Origin of the sequence: Alteromonas sp. CH_MED4-4 (genome assembly GCF_037029575.1) — a bacterium.
GTDB classification, from domain to species: domain Bacteria; phylum Pseudomonadota; class Gammaproteobacteria; order Enterobacterales; family Alteromonadaceae; genus Alteromonas; species Alteromonas macleodii.
In genome coordinates, this window is record NZ_JAYMEU010000032.1 from 1 (window position 1) to 21,975 (window position 21,975).

General features: G+C 39.5%; 19 protein-coding genes and 3 pseudogenes. 14 read left to right on the forward strand and 8 right to left on the reverse strand.

Annotated features, from left to right (window positions below; genetic code table 11):
• Positions 1–357: pseudogene (locus WA381_RS17630) on the forward strand (hypothetical protein); the annotation flags it as partial.
• Between the two features lie 16 nt (positions 358–373).
• On the forward strand, positions 374–2,023 hold the full coding sequence (locus WA381_RS17635; protein WP_156085792.1) for an ATP-dependent nuclease: 1,650 nt from the start codon (positions 374–376) through the stop codon (positions 2,021–2,023).
• Positions 2,024–2,280: 257 nt separating this feature from the next.
• Here the strand turns inward: WA381_RS17635 and WA381_RS17640 are convergent, their stop codons facing one another.
• Together WA381_RS17640 and WA381_RS17645 are read right to left on the reverse strand one after the other, a co-directional pair.
• The gene (locus tag WA381_RS17640) at positions 2,281–3,501 is read right to left on the reverse strand and encodes a hypothetical protein (RefSeq protein WP_156085791.1); all 1,221 of its coding nucleotides are present in this window, start codon (positions 3,499–3,501) and stop codon (positions 2,281–2,283) included.
• Between the two features lie 168 nt (positions 3,502–3,669).
• Positions 3,670–5,778 (reverse strand): DUF3987 domain-containing protein, encoded by a 2,109-nt coding sequence (locus WA381_RS17645; RefSeq protein ID WP_156085790.1) that lies wholly within the window; start codon positions 5,776–5,778, stop codon positions 3,670–3,672.
• A gap of 324 nt (positions 5,779–6,102) precedes the next feature.
• Between WA381_RS17645 and WA381_RS17650 the strand changes: the two genes are divergently transcribed.
• The 6 genes from WA381_RS17650 (at position 6,103) to WA381_RS17675 (ending at position 11,309) form a co-directional block, all read left to right on the forward strand.
• Positions 6,103–6,729, forward strand: coding sequence for a hypothetical protein (locus WA381_RS17650; RefSeq protein ID WP_156085789.1), 627 nt, complete (start codon positions 6,103–6,105; stop codon positions 6,727–6,729).
• Positions 6,730–6,850: 121 nt separating this feature from the next.
• Positions 6,851–7,744, forward strand: coding sequence for a tyrosine-type recombinase/integrase (locus WA381_RS17655; protein ID WP_156085788.1), 894 nt, complete (start codon positions 6,851–6,853; stop codon positions 7,742–7,744).
• A 12-nt stretch (positions 7,745–7,756) separates the two neighbouring features.
• Positions 7,757–9,787, forward strand: coding sequence for an AAA family ATPase (locus WA381_RS17660; protein WP_156085787.1), 2,031 nt, complete (start codon positions 7,757–7,759; stop codon positions 9,785–9,787).
• 18 nt (positions 9,788–9,805) lie between these two features.
• Positions 9,806–10,273 carry a DUF6641 family protein gene (locus WA381_RS17665; protein WP_156085786.1) on the forward strand — a complete coding sequence of 156 codons (468 nt, stop codon included), beginning with the start codon at positions 9,806–9,808 and terminating at the stop codon, positions 10,271–10,273.
• A gap of 276 nt (positions 10,274–10,549) precedes the next feature.
• A complete protein-coding gene (locus WA381_RS17670; RefSeq protein WP_044445991.1) occupies positions 10,550–10,957 on the forward strand; it encodes a DUF2787 family protein in 408 nt (135 codons plus the stop codon).
• Positions 10,958–11,015: 58 nt separating this feature from the next.
• Complete coding sequence (locus WA381_RS17675; protein ID WP_101563297.1) at positions 11,016–11,309, forward strand: RNase H1/viroplasmin domain-containing protein; 294 nt, start codon at positions 11,016–11,018, stop codon at positions 11,307–11,309.
• 1 nt (position 11,310) lies between these two features.
• Here the strand turns inward: WA381_RS17675 and WA381_RS17680 are convergent, their stop codons facing one another.
• Together WA381_RS17680 and WA381_RS17685 are read right to left on the reverse strand one after the other, a co-directional pair.
• Entirely contained in the window at positions 11,311–12,060 is a 750-nt protein-coding gene (locus tag WA381_RS17680; protein ID WP_012516807.1) for an NYN domain-containing protein, read from the reverse strand.
• A 21-nt stretch (positions 12,061–12,081) separates the two neighbouring features.
• Entirely contained in the window at positions 12,082–12,840 is a 759-nt protein-coding gene (locus WA381_RS17685) for a DUF2034 domain-containing protein (RefSeq protein WP_156085785.1), read from the reverse strand.
• A 128-nt stretch (positions 12,841–12,968) separates the two neighbouring features.
• On the opposite strand from WA381_RS17685, the gene WA381_RS17690 reads away from it, so the two are divergent.
• The 4 genes and pseudogenes from WA381_RS17690 to WA381_RS17705 all read left to right on the forward strand — a co-directional run bounded on the left by WA381_RS17690 (position 12,969) and on the right by WA381_RS17705 (position 16,122).
• Positions 12,969–13,973, forward strand: a complete 1,005-nt coding sequence (locus tag WA381_RS17690; protein ID WP_156085784.1) for a DUF429 domain-containing protein — start codon at positions 12,969–12,971, stop codon at positions 13,971–13,973.
• A gap of 72 nt (positions 13,974–14,045) precedes the next feature.
• Positions 14,046–14,507 (forward strand): annotated as a pseudogene (locus tag WA381_RS17695) (WYL domain-containing protein); the annotation flags it as partial.
• Positions 14,487–15,221: pseudogene (locus WA381_RS17700) on the forward strand (DUF3387 domain-containing protein); the annotation flags it as partial. The pseudogenes WA381_RS17695 and WA381_RS17700, both read left to right, overlap by 21 nt.
• Positions 15,222–15,291: 70 nt before the next feature.
• On the forward strand, positions 15,292–16,122 hold the full coding sequence (locus WA381_RS17705) for a hypothetical protein (protein WP_156085782.1): 831 nt from the start codon (positions 15,292–15,294) through the stop codon (positions 16,120–16,122).
• Positions 16,123–16,183: 61 nt separating this feature from the next.
• On the opposite strand, the gene WA381_RS17710 is transcribed toward WA381_RS17705, so the two are convergent.
• Entirely contained in the window at positions 16,184–16,390 is a 207-nt protein-coding gene (locus tag WA381_RS17710; protein ID WP_156085781.1) for a 4-fold beta flower protein, read from the reverse strand.
• Between the two features lie 422 nt (positions 16,391–16,812).
• Between WA381_RS17710 and WA381_RS17715 the strand changes: the two genes are divergently transcribed.
• Positions 16,813–17,109: a hypothetical protein gene (locus tag WA381_RS17715; protein ID WP_061439119.1), complete on the forward strand. Its 297-nt coding sequence runs from the start codon at positions 16,813–16,815 to the stop codon at positions 17,107–17,109.
• On the forward strand, positions 17,099–17,434 hold the full coding sequence (locus WA381_RS17720; protein ID WP_061439117.1) for a hypothetical protein: 336 nt from the start codon (positions 17,099–17,101) through the stop codon (positions 17,432–17,434). Before WA381_RS17715 ends, WA381_RS17720 begins: the two co-directional genes overlap by 11 nt.
• Positions 17,435–17,741: 307 nt before the next feature.
• Here the strand turns inward: WA381_RS17720 and WA381_RS17725 are convergent, their stop codons facing one another.
• The 3 genes from WA381_RS17725 to WA381_RS17735 are packed head-to-tail and all read right to left on the reverse strand — an operon-like array spanning position 17,742 to position 21,464.
• A complete protein-coding gene (locus WA381_RS17725; RefSeq protein ID WP_156085780.1) occupies positions 17,742–19,721 on the reverse strand; it encodes an AAA family ATPase in 1,980 nt (659 codons plus the stop codon).
• Entirely contained in the window at positions 19,709–20,236 is a 528-nt protein-coding gene (locus tag WA381_RS17730) for a hypothetical protein (RefSeq protein ID WP_061439114.1), read from the reverse strand. Before WA381_RS17730 ends, WA381_RS17725 begins: the two co-directional genes overlap by 13 nt.
• A complete protein-coding gene (locus WA381_RS17735; RefSeq protein ID WP_197044376.1) occupies positions 20,226–21,464 on the reverse strand; it encodes a hypothetical protein in 1,239 nt (412 codons plus the stop codon). Before WA381_RS17735 ends, WA381_RS17730 begins: the two co-directional genes overlap by 11 nt.
• Between the last annotated feature and the right edge of the window lie 511 nt (positions 21,465–21,975).

Genomic DNA, 21,975 nt, shown 5'->3' on the forward strand with positions numbered 1-21,975 from the left:
GACCCAATACTTGCTTACCGATTGCAGAAAAACATAAAAATTGAAAAAACTTTCGAGGTAATAGAGAATCATCTAACAAGGACCAAAGATTGGGTCGATAACACTAACGAAGAAAATTTGCCTTCTTTTGAGAGTATTTCGCGAAGGTTAGAATCTAAATTGGTTGAAAAACTAGCTGGAGATCTTGAACAAGATATTCTCACCGTTGCTAGTAGTGATTCATTTTTAACTAAATTAAAATGCAGAAGGATCATTAGCAATAAGAACATAAATAGCATTTACGATTTTAGCGAGATCGGTCCTTATTTGGATGAATCTTTAATTACGGTCTTCGAAAACAGTAGTCAGAATATTTAAGACAACAAGGACGTTTATGAAACTTTCAGCAATCCTTATTTCGAATTTCAAAGGCATTAGTAACGAAATTACAATTTTAATAGACAACATCGTTGTTTTGGTAGGTCCAAACAATAGCTGTAAATCTACAATTCTTGATGCATACGAGTCTTATGTTTCCTTGGGTAGTCCGCTGAGTATCGACTACTTTCATTGCAGAGATGCTAAAAAGCCAATATCTATCACAGGTGTTTTTACAGATTTAACTCAAGAAGATATTGACACTTTTGGTCGAGAGTGGCTCCTACTGAACGACCCAGATTTTGGTTCTTGTGCAAAGTTTCAGATCAGGTGGGAAAACCCTGATGAAAAAGGTGTTAAATATAGTTTTAGTTCCATAACCAACCATTGGAAAAAAGGTGGTGCTGGTGGCTGGGACGCTTTATTGCAAAGTAGATTACCTACCCCTATTAGATTAAATCCAAATGACGGAGTTGAAGCCTTAGAAAAGATAGTAAAAGACCTAGCGTCCAAAAATGCAGCTAAAAAGGTTAAGGACGATAGAACAAAAGTTGCGGGTATAGTAGCCGAAATTGAAAAGCTTGCCAAAGAGGTAGATAAAGAGTTATCAGGTAGCATTGGTAAACTTAGCTCGAAAATTGAACTCGAAATTAATAAGCTATTTTCTGGTTCATCTGTAATCTTCGAAACTGGCGTAGGTAAGTTTAAAGTCGAAGATGCTATCAAAGATGGAAGTAAGTTTTTTATAAAGACAAGTAACCATCAATCATCATTAGAACATCAAGGAACAGGCATCAAAAGAGCTTTCTTATGGTCAGCAGTTAACGCTCTATGCAGTGAAGGCCTCTTAAAGAAAGGGACAAAGAAAATTCACGATGAAAACCCAAAAATTCTTTTGATAGACGAGCCCGAAATCAATTTACACCCTTCGATAATTAAAGCTGCACGCAAAGCAATCTACGCATTGGCTGACATAGAAGGCTGGCAAATTATTTGCACTACCCATTCGCCTATCTTTATCGACTTGACTCAAGATCACACCACTCTGATCAAGGTTTCAAACAACCAAGAAAACGTATTTTACTTCCAGACAGATCGAGCAAAATTCAGTGATGACGAAAAAGACAATTTAAAGATGCTAAACCGTTGCTGCCCTACAGTGAATGAATTTTTCTTCTACCCAAATTCGATACTTGTTGAAGGTGACACGGAATACCTTGCATATCAGTATATTATTGAGAAAAGTGGTTTAGAGGCTCAATACTGCGTTATAAATTGTAGAGGTAAAGCTAATATTCCAACCTTTATTAAAATATTTGATCAATTCAACGCAAACGCAATCGCTGTGCATGACCTCGACACGAAATTGAATAAGGTTGGAAAGGCTAACGCAATGTGGTCAATAAACCTGAAGATTAGGACTCTAGCAGATGAAGCAAATGGCCGTGTGCAAACAGTGGTACACAACCCTGATTTTGAAGGGTTCTATCTCAATGAAGCACCGGAAAAAGATAAGCCTTACAATTTGTTTACTCACCTCACATCTGCAAAGTTTGAAACCGATGCGAAATATACGGCCTTACGTAATTCGTTAAACGATATTTTGGATGGTACTCATAAAGGCTTGTATACAACACACGCAGAGCTAGACGCTATGGTTGAATAGCATTAGCTAAAAGCGAGTTTCGCAGTATCGTAGCTATATTTCTAATCATTTAGTTCTTTAGGTTATAGTAGGTAAAGGTAGCGTTAATAAGCTCTACGCTACCTATCTTAGGCAAGTCAAAAAGCTAACTTTTTGCGATGCTTTTTATCAGTGTTACTTAATATCAATTCACTAGTAAATATTGGAGATTACTCGATATTGATAAATTAGTATTTAAAAGCTAAATCAAGAGTAAGTAAGTCTTGGAAAATTAGCGTTCAGCTATTTGGGTTTATTATTAAACTCATCAAGGAATTCGCTACTATTGTTTGTTCTTCTTCCAACCACCTCTGATCAATCTTATGCACTCTCAATCTTTTTCTGCTTTTTATAAGCTCGCTACGAATACTTTTCCGCATAATTTTTACACTTTCCTGTCGCTTGTCAGTAAGCAATTCTTGTAACATCTCGTTATTCAGTAAGTGAAAATGTCTAGGCGATATAATCCTGACTTGCTTCAACCTTGAAGGAAACTCTGGCATTTGTTTTACATCTAGTTCGTGCCTCTCTTTATATAAAAGGTGACGCACCTCAATACGCGTAGTGACAGCTAAACTATCGATTACTGTTTTAACTTCTGGATAACACTTACTTTCTTTGAGTAGTTTTTCATACACGATGCAGTGACTAGCGTTAGACTTGCTACCTAGATAAGTAGTTTCGACAACTTGTTGTCCATTGAACGGTATACAATGTGACTTTATAGATTTTGCGTTGTCTCTGAACGCTTGTACAAACGCTGATGAAACACCAGGTAATAGAATGCCGAAGTCGATTCTTGTCACCTTTGCCTTACTGAATAATTGCGTATACCGGTATTCACCGCCAATACGTTTTTGAACATGAATTAACGCCTGCTTTATTTCATCCCGTGTTAGCTTATTTGGATTAAACGATAATCGTAGAGAATACTTACCGGACTCCTTTTCGTTCCCTTCTAAATATAAGAACAGGGACTTATAACTATCACCGTTGAACCGAAACTCGAATCCGTGTGAATAAAATGGTTTGCCGTAAATAAGCCCAGAGCCTCCACCATTGAGTTCGTAGGTCGAGGTAGGAAAAACTGTGAAGTCTGCTGGCTTTGCCGCTGTCCCTGCTTTATAAATGCGAGACTTATTTTTAGCACCAATAGGTTTGAGTAGTGAATCGATATCCTTTATTGAACACCTCACTGTCAGTGTGATTTGGTCGCAATCTAATCTCAGATATCGCTGCGGTTCATTACAATATATTTGCAGTAACATGGCCTGGTATCGGCATAATGTTTTGTCTTGAAGCTTTGCTGTAACGTTATTAATTTGCTTAAAACTTGGTTCAGTATTATCCAAATCAAGCAGTGTCAACAGCTGCGAATTGTATTTGTCGTTAATAAGTTCATAGCGAGACTTATCAAAAGTGCTACGAATCCATGACTGTGTATTTTTGCGATCTGCCATAAAAATACTCTTTTAATACGTAGAAGTGTCTGCCTATACCGTATATTAATAGTGTGTATTAATAGATAGTTACAGTGGTATTACAGAGATTAACAACTAAAAGTGAAGGTGTTGAGTGTGCATTTTGTTGAACTAAAAATGCACCTCAAACAACTACTAAGGTTTATATCATTGAGAACCAGCTTCAGTGATATAAGGATTCACTTCCCACAATGGTTTCTGTCTACAATTTGTAGCCTTTCGAACCACTAACGCAGACTCTAAAACCATAATGGCTCGGTTCACTTCATCGGTGTTTGTGTTTAGTCCGCTCCAATTCTTTTGCGCTATGTCACGAGCCGAGAATTTGGGCGGGAGTCGATCTATCCGTTTTAAAATGAGTATCGCATTAGCAGTATCAACATTTGTTCTAACGTCAAAAACGTGGCGAGCATGAGATTCCAAAAATTTTGCAATTCTGACGGCTTTTTTAGCTGAGGTTTCGGAAACGCTTTTTATAGGGCCGATAACTTGATTCGCATCGTCAAAACTTTCAACCACTTCAAAAAGCAGTGCAAGTTTAGGCACTAGCGTTTTATATTTTAATAGGTAGTTTTGGTACACATCATTGACGTCTTTTTTACTTTTGAAGGAAGTAATCTCTCTGTACCACTGTTTATAAACACCCAATGCTTGCACTGACAAGCAAACGCTGCGTTCCTTCAGGCCAAGATTTGGCTGGAAGCCGAAATCGCATTGATTGATTGAACAAAAGAGACTCTGTACTTTCGAAATTAATGATACTTCCACTTCTCCGGAAGCAGATGAAACTTTGTCAGTATTTTTCGGATGAACAAGAATGTTAAAGCGCTGCCACAGTCCATCATTTTCCTCACTTCCCTTTAAAGTATTTCGAATATGTGGATAAACAACAGATGGTTTGGTGGTTGCAAAAATCGACAAGAGCATGTTACTGGCATACGTAGTGCCCATGTTTAACCTATCAATATCATGCTGACCAAACCCCGAATTACACTCCAATAGGAATGAACGATATTCAAATCCCTTGGAGCCTCGAAGCTGATGAATAAATCCTTTTAGATCCTCTAGGTCCATCAAAATCCCATTGTGATTTTCACCTAGTGTGCGTTGCAAGTCGGCATATGTTGCCTTATTGGTTGTATAACGTACTAACGACGGTTTTTGAGGCTGTCTTGAGTTTTCAGTTACTTCAGATGCTAGTAATTCCTCCATCTTTCTTTTTTCTATAGGGTCTAAGATTTTATCGATAGCAATAATGCGCTGTTTAATATGCTCTGAATTTATCCTTTCACGTATTTTCTCTATTTTTTGCTGCGCTCCATACCGCTTATTGGCATCATCGTAGTCCATCGAAGCTTTATCATTGAGTGGGCCAAAAAATTCCCGCATCCGTAAATGAACAGGAAATTTACCAGCTCCTGAGTCTCCTATCGATATAGCCCAGAAATTTGGCGCAATCACCAAATCACTATTTTTTCTCGGTTTGACGTGAATTTTATGACCGATGACTGAACCAATCATCGTTACAAGTGGAACGAAAGCAAACTCAGGGGGGCAACAATAGGCTTTGCTAAAGTTTTTTACAGTCTCTTGCATTAATTTAGGTAATACATCAAGAGGCAATGCCTCGCTACTACCCTCATATAGGTTTAATTTAGCTGGCGGCACCCACACGTTTAAATTGTTCTTAAGAACAAATTCTACTAGCGTGAGGGGCTGATACTTATACCATTGCTCATACGCAAGTTCGCCTCTATCCCAGTTCTTCGAGCCCGAAAGTTGAATCGGAAAATAGGTTATAACGTTCGCACGTTTACAGCCTTCATTTTCTGCTTTTAAGGCATTGGTTAACTTTTCATGCTGCTCCTCATCTTCGTGAAAGACGAACCAAATAACGCTGTACTTCGTTAACCCAACTTTTTTAATGACAGAGGCATGAGACACTTTTCTCAAAAATTGTATTTCTTCAATGTTATCGAGATTGAATGATCCTTGAATCCCTATTACTCTTCTTCGTTCCAGCCACTTATTGTTTTTAACAAAGGCTTTTCTCCCTTCATTATTTTCATCTTTTAACCATTTTAAGCCCTCAGCTACTCTTAGATTTTGCCTGACATTTCTAGTACTTCCATCAGGCGCGCAGTAAATTAATTCTGCTGAATTCATTTCAGTTATTTCAATTAGCTCGTAAAGGTCTTTGATGCCCTTAAACCCCATTCTTTTTAACGTAGAAATATTTGTTACTTTCTTCATCATTTTTGCTCCAAAAAATTAATTCGATGACCATACGGTGTGTAAAATCAAAACCTATTTTCCGGATGTGTAGTAGTGTTGTCCTCAGTGAAAAAAGCCTATTAAACAGCCAATAAAAAAGCTAAAAAATTAAATAATATCAATTACTTAGTAGAAATAGACCGTACCTTTTTTCTATTTTTTTCTGACACGTTTAAAAGTGTGCTAGTCAATCTTTATGCTAGAGAAAATTTATCAATTTAAGCTATTGTTCTTATTGACAAAAAAAACTGATAGGCTGAGAAAGCTAAAATAAAAAACTTTCCAATAGTTCGGAGTTAAATGATTATGAAATTAGGAACGGAAGAAAGCCGAATCAGACTGGTGCCAGACAACGCTAAACGTGAGGCGTTAGAACAAGCGACAGGGCTTGGTCGTAGTGGCGATGTAAATATTGAACTAAGCAGAATGAAATCCCCCCAGCAAGCTTTCGACCTTTACTTAAAAAATTTAGTCAGAAATCCGAGACTTAATGCTGACGATATTCGGCTCGGCTTTTTACTGTTTCATTTACTTGAGCACAACTTAGGAAGCCAAAGCTTTCTTCTCATACCAATGTCTGACTTCCATATGTCACAAATTGGAGAAAATGGGGTGCTCTACTTTCACGGCACTCGCAACTGTGAGTTTGGATATGACTTTTTGGAAAAGCAAAGTCTGTTAGGCATTGCTAAGAAATGTCGGCTGGACATAGATACATCACGTCTTATTAGTTTGCTCAATAGACTACACAGTTTCTTCTACATAACTTGTACAGAATTATGTGAAGAGAACCTTGCTGTAAATAGGATAGGGTTTGAATATAGATATCAGGAAGTTTTATTGTCTGAAGACGCAAAGATGGTACACATCCGTCTCAATGAGCGGTTCAACAAAATAGATCTCACTAAACGCTGGGGGAAATCAACAAAATAACTATTTTTTGCTGGGACAAAACAGCCATATAAATCACTAAAATCGCCTGATATTATCTTCTTCGCTTTCTAAGCACTTCCATTCAAATTCAATACTTTTAACTTCAAATTCGGAGCATTTTATGAATGCAGCTTACCCCTATGCGCTGTATTTAGGTCGACTTGCGCCTAATAGTCAGCGCTCTATTGCTTCACAACTAAATAGCATCGCAGACATGATGGGTTGGACTGATGAAGAGCGAACAGATAAATATCATCATATCGACTTTCAACAAGCTACCTATATCAAAACGAAACTTATTACTCAGGGTTGGTCAGCTAGATCTATCAACAGAGCAATGATAGCAATCAGAAGTATCGTAAAAATAGCTGTACTGTCTGGGCTCGTACCAGAAATGCAGTCAATTCAGCTTCGGGCTATCAGCAAAGTGAATCACGGCAAACATAATGGAAAGCCTCTCTCAACTGAGCAGGTCAATAAGCTGTTGATAAAATTACAACGCGATACATCTATTCTTGGCATTCGAAACTATGCATTAATTTCAACTCTATTAGGCACAGGGTTACGACGAAGTGAACTAGTAGCACTCTTGGTAGAAGACTTTATCGAAGGTACTGCTCTGATCGTCAGAAAAGGAAAAGGTAACAAGAGCCGAACTGTTCATCTGCCAGCATGGACGCAACTTGCACTGAATCAATGGCTAGCACTTCGAGGTGATAGTAACGGTCATCTATTTGTTCGTGTCGCAAAAGGTGGAAATATTAAACCCAACACCGCTTTGTCATCTTGCTCTATTTATTCACTCACTAAAAAGTCGCTAGCATCAATTGGCGTAGAAGGAGTCTCGCCGCATGACCTTCGACGAACGTTTATCACACGATTACTTGAACAAAATGTAGATATAAACACTGTGCGCCAAATGGCAGGGCATGAGGATATCAGTACAACCATCATGTACGACAAGCGAAATGAAAAAGTGATGCAAGAGGCTGCATCTCTACTTTCCTATCAATAATGGGGCACTAGCATGTCATATAAAGTACTCAATAAGTCGAGTGAGCTTAATTACCTTGCATGTGAATGGGGCAAGCGATTACTCAACTATCTGCCTTTAGTCGATACCGATATACTCGGTAAAAGTCTTGCCAGTAACTTACGTGGTAGCAAGGTATCTACCCAATCGTTTTTCATAGGTAGAAGCAAAAACGTCAATTACAAAGCTTGCCTCACTATTACTGATACTCAGCCTCAGGTAACGAAAACCTTTTTAGCAAATTGTCGCTATATCAGAACCGTGATGGACTTGCCTAAGCAAACCGAGTTACTGATTCAGTTCGCCTTACTCTCGCAGGTTAACAAGTGGATTAGAGCGCTTTCTTCTGAGGTGCACATGCAAACAAGCCACCTTTCGTTAAACGAAATCCTCAAAGACATTTCAGGCATCAGTGACGAACTATTTTTTCACGCAACTGCGCAGCTCAATCATTATGGTTTTCTGCCTGATACAGACTTTTTGTCCTTCGAATATGGCGCAATGCCAAAAGCACTTGTTCGAACGTTGTTAAGTGAAACAATTACCTCAAGGGAAACACTAATAGCACCGTTGCTGCATCCTTCGCCCGACGCAAGCTTCACATTAGATGATTTTCCTCACGTAAATACTGCGCTTTTGTCGCAATATCTCACTGCTGCTAGTAAGTCTAGACAGTCTGGAGCAAGCATTTTGCTCTATGGAGCTTCAGGAACAGGTAAAACAGAGTTATCGAGGACACTTGCCAAATACTGCGATAGAACACTTTACGAAATTCGTTCTACTGCACTTGCTAGCAATTTTTCTGAAGATGAGTTCAATAGCCGCTTTCCAAACAAAGAAAGGCTTCGTTATTTAGCGTTACTTCAATCATTGCTGACGCATAAGGCAGACGCTATGTTGCTGGTAGATGAATGCGAGAGTTTATTCGACTGTGCTGACAGCCAATACAGTAAAGAACATCTACAGCGATTCATTGAGCAAAACGAAATTCCCTGCATTTGGATTACAAACCATATCCAATATCTTGAGCCAAGCTTTATAAGGCGATTCAAGCTCGTATTAGACGTTCCTACGTTGAGACCAGAAGAAATCGAACAGATAACGCGGCCTTACTATCACGGCTTGAGTGTTTCTTCGTCAGCACGAAAAATGATTAGTCAAACAGAGAACATTACGCCAGCAATTGTTGCTAACGCAACACATGTCGCTCACGCTGTAAACGCTAAACGTGCTCGCGCAGAAGCTGTAATCGGTCAAGTTGTCGAAGCGTCACTTAGAGCAACGGAGCAATGGCAAAATAAACTTGAGTACAAAAGTGAGCTACCTTTCGATACGAGCTACTTAAATATTAAGCAGTCAAAGGAGTATCTCAACGAGATAGCGTTCGCACTTAAACACAACCAGCCAGCGAGAACATTGATTTCAGGTCCTCCAGGAACAGGAAAAACCGCTTTCGCGCACTATTTGACAGAGCTACATGGTAGGAAACTGCAGCGTGTTAAATGCTCTGATATTTTAAGTAAATGGGTGGGCGAAAGTGAGCAAAAGGTAGCAGAACTATTTCAACGCGCTCATGATGAAGAGCAAGTAATCTTGCTTGATGAAGTGGATAGCTTACTAAGCTCACGCGAGGCACTTACTGCCCATCACGAACATCAGCTGGTTAATGAGTTCTTAACGCAAATAGAGTGTTTCACACAGCCTTTATTCGCTGCTACTAACTTTTCCGACAAGCTTGATAAAGCCGTGTTACGTCGGTTCGATTTCAAACTAGACTGCCAATATCTTACATCGACTCAAGTAATAGAGTTGTACAAAAAGCTCACTAGAGTAAGAACGCTCAAGGAAGTTGAAACACAAAGGCTATCTTCACTGCGCAACCTTACACCCGGTGATTTCGCTCTATTGGCTCGTCGAAAGAAGTTTCAACCCAAAATTCAAATTCGTGACTTTGCCATCAACCTGTTGGCAGACGAAAACCTGCGTAAGCAGAAACACACCTCAATGGGCTTTATCCGCCCTTAACATTCAAAGGTAAACATTATGACTACATCTGTATTGAGTTCGCTCAAGGTTATCGCTCGTCCTGAAGTTAAGCAAAAGCCACCGGTATTGAACAAGCGCATGAAGCTAATCAACCGACTCGAACAGCAAAAAAAGCTCGCCACTTGTATGCTTGAAGGCACACCATTCGTGGCATACAAAGAAAAAACAGTCAAAGATCCAGAAACAGGAGAGCGGATTAAAAAGCGTTGGCAGGCTACTGTTCGTCCTTGGTACTACGACACCGATAACCATTATTTCCTTGAAGTAAAAGTGGGCATAAGAGCAATAGAGTTACAAAAGGGAAAACCAGCCATAGATGTTGGCGATAAAGAAAAGCTTCCCGAGGTCATCGACATCTTAATAAGCGCGGTAGAAAAAGGAGAGCTTGATGAGTTCTTAATATCGCCGCCAAAGGCTGAAACCAAGGGTAAAACTCCGGTCAACGCAAAGTTAGCAAAATCGTAGTTAGTCCCCTGCTCTACTCATCAGATATCGTCCTTAACTCTTGATTGCGCGAACAACGATAGCGAACCAAGAATCGAGTGCTGTCTATCTTACAAAAGTAAGTCGCACTTACGTAGCGCCAGCTTTTCAGAAGCATAACGAATGGCGCTACTGAAAGCGACGTAGTAGACATTGCAAATTGCTAGTCAGCTACTTTACTTAGTTGCTTGAAAGCGTCGTACAGACGCGCTAGGCAGCACTCACATTCATGGATTTCAATTAGAAGATTTTTTTATTATGCATATTCATTATGAAGGACTCGCTTTGCCTGTCTCAAAGCGATTTGCACAAGCACTCGTCGATTTACTTGTGCAGCATAGCATGTCACAAACAAGCGTGACAATTAACTTCAGAGACCTTAATTACTCAGCTGAAAACGGTGGTTTTCACCCTGTAGAGATTCGTTTGGAGAAACGCAATAACGCATGGCACTTTTGCTACGTCACGGATTTTGCCTATATAGGAAATGTCCCCTATGCAGAGTTAGCAAAAGACCTCGACTTTGATTTCGATGCAGGTGTTTTTCAAAACCTGTTCGGTGTGTTTCCTATTGAGCAAGCAACCGATATGTATCAAATATGGGAAGGTAACTTCTTGCATTACTGGCTGGAATTAGATGTTTTCTCGATATCGGTATCCGAGTAGCTACAAAACATAAAAGTGTAAACACATTGGGAAAGCTGACAAACCAAAGGAGGTAATCATGTCGAGATGCTTTTCCAACTACAACATCACTAGCAGGTATGCCGCTTATGTAGTCTTTAAAGGTCGAACGCCGGGAGTTTACAAATCATGGAAAGAAACTAAAGCCTTAGTGAATGGCTACTCAGGAAGCCGTTACCAAGGTTTCGCGTCTATCGAAGAAGCAAAACGCGCCTACAGACGCTTTTTAGACGACGGCAAAATAGTGCTCAAGGCAAAACGCAAAACCAAGCAAAAGAAACCTCTAAAGCCGAATATGGAAAACGTTGATCTTCCTCCTTGGGAATTAGATTAGGCTAAGTGGTCGCGAAGATAGGACGGTACAAAATAATTTGTGTCGTCCCTTTTCCTTTCTGTCTCGTCATTTCAAAGACGGTAGGAAGACTAGAAACAATATCGGTCACTTTTGCTGCACCATAAGTTCTCGGGTCAAAATCAGGTTTAGCACGCTTTAGAAAATTACCAACTGGACTAACATTCACCCAACCATCATCATTCTGATATAACTCCCAAGCTTTAAGCATTGCTGGTATTAGCTCTTCTGCACCATTACCAGCGCTACTTTGCTCCTGTTTAGGTTTACCTGATTTAGAAACCTGACCAGCCTCTAGGTTTTCGGTGAATATAAAGTCATCACAGGCGTTGCGAAATGACACTGGCGTTTTTTTCTCACCTACGCCAAACACAAACTTCTCTGACTCTCTCAAACGTGACGCTAGCTTAGTAAAGTCGCTATCACTGGATACTAAAGCAAATGCGTCTATTTTTTCAGAATAGAGTAAATCCATTGCATCAATAATCATCGACGCATCTGTTGCGTTTTTACCCGTTGTATAAGCAAATTGCTGAATCGGCTGTATGGCTAATTCATTAAGAGGCGTCTTCCAGTTCTTCAACGCATCAATAGACCAGTCCCCGTAGGCACGCTTGATGAGAACATGGCCGTGTGCTGATATCTCATCCAAAATGGCAGAAAGTTTCGACAGCTGAGCGTTATCAGCATCAATTAGTACCGCTACTTTTTTGTGAACATCCAAGTCTTTCATCAATTTTATCCTTAAAAATACTTATTCTGTGTAACGACATTTAGGAAAGGCAGAACAACCTAGAAAGGTATTGCCTGCATGGGCTCCACGCTTTGCTTGCCGTTCAACAAGATCACTTCCGCACCTAGGGCAAGCGGTCTTTTTTATCTCCTCTACCTTTGGCTCCGCTTGCACATCAAGGATAAGTGAAAGCAGCTCGCCTCCATCAATGAGTACAATGGGCTTATCAGAGGCAAAATCTATAGCTTGCTGGGTGAATTTACCCGAACAAATTACGACAACCTTGGCTGCGTTGCTGGCAGTGAGCACGCCAAGCATCTCGCGTACCACACTGACACCAACTTTTTGCGCTTTCCATTGTTTACACTGAACGATGACTCGTTCATCACCTTTCCTAAGCTCTAGGTCAATTCCACCGTCAGCACCAAACCCACCTTCGGTTACTCGATACCCTTGTCTACGAAAGGCTTCTGCCACTAGCTCTTCGAAGTTGCGCCAGTGCAGCTGACGTATAGTTTCAATACTCTTTTGAGCATCTAATTGCTTGGCCTTACGTCGAGCATTAAAAAATGAAAATGGAGCAATGAGTAATATGAAAATTGCAAAGTAAGGCGCAGGAACAGCGAGCGCCTTAAATACCATATTGATAAGCTGATTATCCGTTTCGATAGAAGGTAGTAAATGGCCCATCAATAAATAGGTAATTGCCGATGTTATAACTGAAACCCACCATGGCGCTTGGAAAAGAAGGTCAGCAAAAGATGTGGTTTTTCTAGGCATAATTGAACATCCTTGTTAAATATCAAAAATATATTAACTCAAGCAATATCTTGATTGGGTATTAATTTCAATCGTGTAGTATCGTCTAACAATAGACGGTAGGTTTTTGAGAAATAGGAGAGGTAAACATGGACGTGTTTATCGGCATTGATGTCGCTTGTGCGAAAGATAAGTATTTACCGCTGGTGATTTGCACCAGACAAAATGGACAATTATTGCCGTTTCCATTAGCTAATTACCAAATAAAACCACCTAGAGGGTTGGGAAACGCTCTAACACTGCACGAAAAAGTAAATCAAACATTTGCAAACGATGTCGCGCGCTACATTGAAACGGTATGCGTCACCTATCAGTTGAATCCTGTTCGTATTGGCATTGACTCACCACTTAGACCAAGAGATAACCGGCTTAAACGCAGGCTCGCGGAACAGGCACTCGATAAGGCAGGCATCAATTGTTACACAACGCCATCGAGAGACGATTTCGAAGCCATTAAGGCAAAGGGTATTGATCATCTGCAAGCAGATAAGCCAATACAAAACCTGCCACATGCTCATCAAATATTTATGCTATTAGGTTTTGCACTGAACGAGCGGCTAAGCAAAATAGCTGAGTGCATAGAAGTCTATCCACACGCGACAGTCAAACAATTAGGCGTTGCTGATATCCATAAAAGCAAAGGGAATCAGGCCGAGTTACAATTATCTGCCATGTCGCAATATACGGGTTGGCCGATAACTAACGAAGACTGGGAACAAGCAGCCAACATGTGTCTTGGTTCGATGCACGATAGAGTGGACGCCTATAGTGCCGCATGGGTAGCCAGCTTACCCGAAATGGAGCGCACCTGTTTTGGTGACCCAGAGAAAGGCGATGCTATCTGGATACCAAAAGTTAAGCCTATAAACGGTATATCTGCAAAGCCACCGACAAAGCCCATTCCCATAACCAAGACAAAACAGGTTGTCTCCAATGCAGAAAATAAGCGTTCTTGTCCTGCCTGTCATCAGCATGAATTTAAACGATGGCCGTTTGGGTGGGATGCGCATGCAGCGCATCGCTGCACTGGACTAACAGAGGTCGAGCCTGAAGAAAGGAAGAAGGAGTTTAAGCGCCGATTTATGAGCAGTTAGACGCGTGCATGCTTTACAACCGTCTCAAAATAAACCACACTGAGCTAAAGTATAGAAACGTAAACAGGGACGATGCTCGACTCTATCAGCTTTGCTCAAAAACAGCGCCTTGCCTACATCGACTTTTGCCTATTGTTTAAAGGTGCGATTTATCGTCAGGACTTAGTTAATCGTTTTCAGGTCGGCTTATCGGCAGGCTCACGCGATTTCGGTATTTACAAAGAGCTTGCACCGGATAACCTGTCTTACGATTCACGAGAAAAGCGATACTTCCAGACTCCTCAGTTCAAACCTGTTTTCGAGCACGACGCAAGGCGCACCCTAACCAAACTTGCCAACGATATCTCCGATGGTTTCGATGCTATTGGTGATATTCATTTCCCAGTAGAGGCACCGTCTAGTCTGAATGTGCCAGATATCTTTATCGTAGCGCGCCTTGTTCAGGCCATTATTAATAATAAAGCGGTTAGCGTTATCTACACGTCACTTTCTAGCGGTTCGAATGCCAGAGAACTTGTTCCGCACTCCATCGTGTACAAGCTAACAAAAGGCAATGCGCCAGATACCGCGCAGATGAATGCCAAAGTACGCGAAATGATCACCGAGGCATTAAAGGCTGATGGAGTTGAAGAAATCTTTAAGCTTGGACAAGGCCAAGATGGCATAGATATCTTTGACGATGATTACCTTGCCAAGATAGAAAAGATAAAGCAGCCTAATACCAAAATTCAGTTGCTTCAGCAGATGCTGGCAAAAGCTTTGGGCGAGTTTAAAAAGGTCAATAAAACCAAAGCGTTTGATTTCTCAGAGCGGTTTAAATCACTGGTTGAAAAATATAACGAGTGAAAAGAAGAAGACGTACTGGTGAGCAATGTACTGGAAGATTTTTCGGACGAAATCATCAACATGTACAACGACCTCAGAACCGAAATGAACTCCTTCGAAGACATGGGCATCAACTTCGAGGAGAAAGCGTTCTACGACATCCTGCTTGCCTTAGCCGCCAAATACGACTTCAACTACCCCGATGATAAATTGCTGGAGCTAGCGAAGGCAGTAAAAGAAGTTGTGGACGACAAGGCCAAGTACACGGACTGGAGTCAGCGCGACGATATTAAAGCAGAGTTGAAAGTGGATTTAATCATACTGTTAGCTAAGCACGGCTACCCACCAGTCGATCGCGATGAGGTGTATAAGGAAATCTTCGAGCAGGCGGAGAACTTTAAGAAGAATAGGGGACAGGTCTAAATAGTAAGACTTGTATAGTCTTGTTCGTTGTGGACTTGCATCACTATTACTGGGTAATTAAAGGATTTTTATGGCGAAGGAAAATACGAGTAGAGAGATAAGTAAAGGATTTTACTGGTTACTAGGCTTGGTATTCGGTATTGCGCTGATATTTATGATCATTGTTTTTGGATTGTATTTCTTTACTTTTTCCGGCGAACTCGGCACTCAGGAGATGTTTGCACAGTTCGGAGATTTCATTGGCGGCTTGCTAAACCCGATTTTCTCCTTTCTGACTATAGTCCTACTCATTGGCTCATTGTTTTTGCAAAGGCAAGAACTGGGTAAAGTAGTTGAAGAGTTGGAGCTTACTAGAGGCGTCCATCAGTCTACAGTAAACATGAGTCTATATGAGCATTTACTTGAAGATTTTCAAAAAGAAGGTTCCGACACCAAAATGTCAGCCTTAAATTTCAGGGAATATTTGGATGAAAAGCTAACTCTAGACATTTCCCATAAAAATAACTACGAGATTGGAAACTTTACGCTATTTGAAATTATTTCCAATAATGGGCTTATGGATATTGCCAAGGAAAAAGGTTACTTAGCCTCTAGAGCATCAGCCACTGGTGACAATGTGACAGCATCTAGGGATTTTAAAGAAAAATTAGATTTACTTGACGCAAGTATAAAAAACATAGTTGAAAAACTTACGCAGGTAAGAGGTTTAGGATGCCCCAAATTGAGAGCAAGTGAGTTACTTGGGTTTTGTGAAGAGATTTTGGAGGACTATTACTATTCTAAGCATATCAACAAAATGGCTAAAACGAATCTGCTCAAGTACGCTCGTTTCAATGAGCTCTTGGCTGCGGTTGAAGACTACCCTGAGAATCCGATTCCTAAGGGTATAATCTCAACGTAAGTTGACTAAAAAAGCCTGACTAAATGCTAATAATATTAATATCTAAAAAACTAACTAAAACTTAGTCACTTACGCGAAAAAGGCTTGAACCATCAATTTTGGTCGCTTGACCATTTTCATAGCTGCCGAGATACTTACAGGGTACTATAGTATTGTAAACTTCATCATTATCTACACGATATAAAATCTTGCCAGATAAATCATAAACGTATTCCCCATCAAATGTCCCTGTGTGATTGCCTTTGGCATCATAAACTTGCTTATACATTCTTACTCCTAGTCAATCTGAAAAAATGGGGAAAATTCGTGGTTTCCGGTTTTTTCACTATACCCATAAAATCACTACAACGTGCGGGAAAAAACTCAAAATTAGTTGATGTTAATCGTCTTGAAAGCAATCAAACTGGCTTAGGTAAAAGCGAGAAATAGACCAGTGGTAATGCGACTTAAAGATAAAGATGCGCAATTATTCGCTCGTTATCTGTGCGAGAGCAAAAATCTGGCTTGTACGTTTTACATATGTTGGGGTTTTGTTCTTAGACGATGTTATCCCGATCACCATTCTTTCTTAATGTAGCAATATGACAGATAATTTGCTATCAATACAGAAAGTATAAAAGTTTTGCGATTCGTTGGCAGAAAAACGCGTAAATCGCGCTTTACTAACTCGTTATAAACCAAGGAGGAGTTGTGGCGCACGTTGCAAAGAAAAAAGCTAAGAGAAAGCCAGTTACAATTTATTCGAAGATACTTAATTCTCTAGAAAACAAAGATTATAAATATCGGACTTTGCAAGGTATTGCAAAAGAGACCGGGTTATCTGAGGCTCAAATCATAGCAATTATACAAAAGCATTCTGACGAGATTGTACAACTCCATAGAACAGATAGAGCTGGACATCGCTTATTCAGCACAAGAAAAAAATACAGAAAAACAGCTGGTGTTTCTGAGAGGTTTATGGGGGCTTTACTTAATCGTGTCTACTGAAATTACTCTTCTAGGGTTTGGTATTGCTAAGGATACTTTCATTAACTTAGCCGGTTTGTTTGGTGGTTTTTTCCCTTTTATTGTTGATCTTATACAACGACAGAATATAGAGATATCGAAACGAACTGACCTGTGTAAATTATTCTATTTTGTTAAGCTTGTAATCCTGCCTACCTGTGCATTAATAATTACAGCATTCGCAACGAGCTCTGGAAACGTAACAACTTGGATCGCGGCATTGTACTTAGGTGCCACTTTCCCAGTATTTGCACAAAAAGCAGTATCAATGAAACCCCCAGGAATGGACACCAAAGTGGGTGCTTAACTTTTCACCCGTTAGCTAACTTTTAATCACCGCTTTAGGTGGCGTCGAGCGTCTACTTGTCTTAAACAGACTCCCGCTTTCGCGGTAGCGATGACCTGAAATTCGCTCAAATAAAATCCTCCAAAGCAAGAAGATCACCGATTAGCTGCAGAACGAGTCAATGTAAAAAAGTGAAAATAGTTGCTGTTCACAGAAACCTCTGATAATCAGAGTAGTTGCGGTAATAAACAAAAATAACTCCATATTAATACGACTTAACAGTGATTAATTAACTATTCCAGTAATAACGTTTGCTACATGAACAGTTTTAATTAACTTCTCTAAGCAGCATGTGCTGTTTTTGTTTGCTGGGCATAAACAGTACCCTATTGTCTTTGAGAGATTCAGGATATTTGCCCAAACCTGTCGCTAGTATGACTTGATAATCTTTGCCATATTCATCGAGCTCCTCGAACTTACTAATACAATTTATCAAATTCTTTAACTCTATACCGGCTGTTTCAGGCGTATCTATCATCAAAAATTTCGGGAAAGACACATCGTCATTTTTAAGTGACAAGTGCATGAGTGTAAGGTAATACATAAGACGAATAGAAACCCTAGAGCTTGCTTCCCTGTATTCTCCTTCGTTGATAGATGGTAAGTAATCCTCAAGCTTAATTCGGGCTGACCTGCATTCCGGCAGGGTATCCACAACCAAACGATTATAGATATTACTAAACTCTTTAACTTTGTCAGTAATATCTAACTGTGCTTTAACTTCAAGCCCTTTTCTGTACAATTCTGCTTTCTTGGCACTATCTCGCTTCGCATCATAATCATCTTGCAGCGATTTCAGCTTTGTTTCAATTTCCAGAAGTTGATATAAGTTGTTGATCTCTTCCCTTACATCGAGGATTCTATCGTCAATATCGTTCAAGCTCTCTATATCAACCTTTTGGTCAATTTTATTGAGGTTTGCCTCTAATTGACTACGTAATTCTTGAATTTTATTCTCAAGAACGGATATTGATTTTTTGACTTCTGTTATTTCTTCATTACATCCATTATATGCCAATTTTATTGTCTTCAAAGTTTTGATTTTAGCTCTTAATATCTCTTTATATTCTTGAGATGTATAGAAGAAACGTTCATAACGTTCTTCTTCAACAGGAGAGCCACAAACACAGTGACCTTCAGCTCTCTCAACTTTTCCAAGGCAATAGGGGCAAGTGTCAGCAGTGAACAAATTAAGCTGATCATGGGAGAAAATAACTTTTTGAATTTGGCTTATTTCTCTTTGCGTTTCAGTGAGAATTGACTCTAAATCTTGCCTTTCATTCAAAAGACTAATGAGCTTTTCCTTCCTTGAACTTAAAGACAACTCGTTGGTGATTATTTGGCTTTTAGTAGCTTCTATCGCTGGAGCAATAGTACTGTCTTTAGACCTATTGTTCTTAAACGCCAATCTAGCAGCGTGTAACTTTTCGAGCCGAGCCTCTTGGTTTTTGATTTCAGCGTTTAGGAAGCTTGTGTTCTTTTTTAACTCATCACTCTTACGCATCTTATCTGCAATAAGGCTGTATTCGTCAACCAGGCTTTTTGCTATGGATTTTTCCTTTGCTAGGCGCTTCTCATTTACTATTGCATCGTAATAATCCGAGTAGGACTTTCCAATTAGAAGTTCAAAGATCGCCTTACGAAGTACTTCTGAGTCCGCAACGAGAGCAGACTTATTATCTAGCTTTTTGTAAATGTTCTCCGGATCGGGTTGCTGATCATGGTAGATTAACCTGAGAAGGTTATTAAAATTCACTTTAAAGTTTGAATAACCATGGAAAAGCTCTACAACTGCGATACCCAACTGGTCGAGTATCCAATCTGAAAAGATGTGATCATTTTTAACGTTTCTGTTTACTTTGAGGTTGAGAGTATTTTCAGTATCAAGATTTAATGTTTTTTCTGGTTCGGCTTTATCATTTAGTTTCTTCAATTCGATCGTGTAAGGTGTGATAGTGATATCGTTATCACCAATGTAACGCCTTAGCACAAAGCTATTACGCGATATTGTGACAAAAAGGTCTACATAATTATCAAGGTCTGAAGTTATTTGTAAGTGCTTCACGTCAGAACTTTTATCAAAGCTCTGAACCTCACCGCCAAGACCATAATAAATCAAATTGAATAATGTACTTTTCCCAGTGCCATTGTCGCCCTCAATAACTACTATATTTTTATTGAACTCTTGGGATTCAAAGTGATACTTCTGGCCTGAGTAGACAACTTTATTTATCCTTAGATACCCCATGTGCTAACTCCGTTTTTTGTGTAGATATTGTCTAGCATGGTTTCCAGTTTTAAGGTTTTAAGGCGGCGAACAGACTTTCTCAATATTGAAATATTTTCATATTCCTTTGAAAAAACCTCACGATTAAAAAAGCTTTTTGGTATCACATTTTTTTTAAGGAAAAGATTGATAGAGTCTTGTGAACTTCCTCTTTCAAGTTCAATAAATCCTCTTTTCTCTAGTGTAAAGAGTATTTTTAAGACTTCGCTTCGACGCATTAGCCCACTGGAGTAACTGTTAAAGAGAATCTCAGTATCAGTCGGATTTAGAGGGGCTTCACTTGAATTTTCAATGATATAAATAAGTTTTTCACTAGAAACTATATTTACCAGGAATGCTAGCTTTCTGTAATCTTTGAAGCTTGATTTTTCGTCACAATCGAGCCCGTCAAGGATTATAAATATTGAGTAACAGAAAAGATAGAAATCTTCACCCGATAGATACATTAATCGTTTTTTAACGTGGTTACTTGTCATTTTCTCTCTCATCAAACGCTAAAAAGCATGTATCGAATAGGTCTAGAACTATCCCTTCTATCAACTTTTTGTTAGAAAGAGAATAATGATAATCCTTTTTTAATTCATCAATACTTTCTACTGACTCGTTAAATAAATCAGAAAATAAACTATCCACTTCATTAACAGTTAGGTTTGGCTTTCGATCATTTTCGAAGAAGTAATCATTGCAAGCTTCGAAAACTCTATATTTAAGGGAAAGAACAGTCTTGTTAGAGTCAGACTGTTCTTTCTTTGATCTACATGCCTTTCTCGCTAGGTGTTGAAATTTATTTTTGGGGTAGTCTTTTGCAACAGCCTCTATCTTATCAATTAAGCTACGTTTATCCGTGATTTCAAGCTGAAGCCTTTCAAGTTCTTGCCAAACTGGATCCATGACGAGGCCTGGTAGTTCTGATTCAGCTTGCTTAAAAATTAACTTTACATCTGAACTGTGAACTAGCTTTTCAACAAGATTTGTTTTGTTTTGCTTTTCATCAAGCTTTTCCATTAAAAGCGAGAAAATTATTTCTTCTTTATTTGCGTGGTTTACATTGTGAAGAGGCGAAGTCTTTATTAAATCTAGAACAGTCTTTTTTAGGCTGATTTCGTCGTCTTGACCAAATTTCCATGTAATCCTGCCTAAAAACGTTCTTAATTGTGAAATACTTTGTTGATTTAGAGTTTGCAGGTGTCCCCTATTATCTTGGTTTGGGTATTGCCGCTCATACTCTTCCTTTAATACTTCGTGAATGGCCGTCACAACTATGTCTTTCAAGTCTTTTTTTGAAGCTAGTAGTTCCAATAGAGGCTCGTCAGGCAACTCAATGGTTACGCCATTGTCTAGTGTATGTTTTCTCTCTTTACCAACACCTGTGGTTGTATAAAACCCCAAGTAGACATGTTCACTATTCTTTAATTGGTTAGCGTAGATGTCGAAAAAGCTTACTAAAGTATTTTTTACGGCAGGGCTGTGTATTGTGAACTTCCCATCTGCAGCGTAATTTTTATCTTCTTCATAGTAATTTTTTTGGCTGTTATCTTCGACATGCCAATGGGAGACATCTTCTACATTTTCTATTGCAGTATAAAAAACGGAGTCAGTATCTTTATTTATACTTTTAAGCATTAGCTCAATTGCTCTAACTTTTTGCAGTCGAAAACCTTTGGTTTTGTCTGAAGCTTCCCTGTTAATTGATACTGAAGTCACTAAACTTAAATCCTTTCTACGACCAAAAATAAATTATTTCAGAACAATTGCGATTACGAAAGCATACTACAATGCGCTGTGACTGTTCCAGTGAACGCAAGTTTGCTTTAAGTTGTAATTCATTTCCAGCTAGAGTTACATTTCGTCACCGACTTGCTGCCCCAGTCAGTTATGCTATTTGCTTTATTCTTTCGAGGAGTAGCGCCTCACTGGGTTCTAATGACTGCAAATTTTCACCTCAAGGCACGAAACTTCAAAAGTAAGACAATTAACAATACATCCTTGTATGACGTATCGAGCTAGGGTTTGTTTACTATCAGATTACAGAATCTCTAGACACAAAAAAACCGACTCGAGGTCGATTATTGTTTTGTTGCGTTTTTATGGATGGTACCAGAGGCCGGACTTGAACCGGCACACCCTCGCGGGCGGTGGATTTTGAATCCGATGCATTTACTAACGAGCAAACAGTAAGAATAAAAAAGCCCTCGCATTTCTGCAAGGGCTTGAA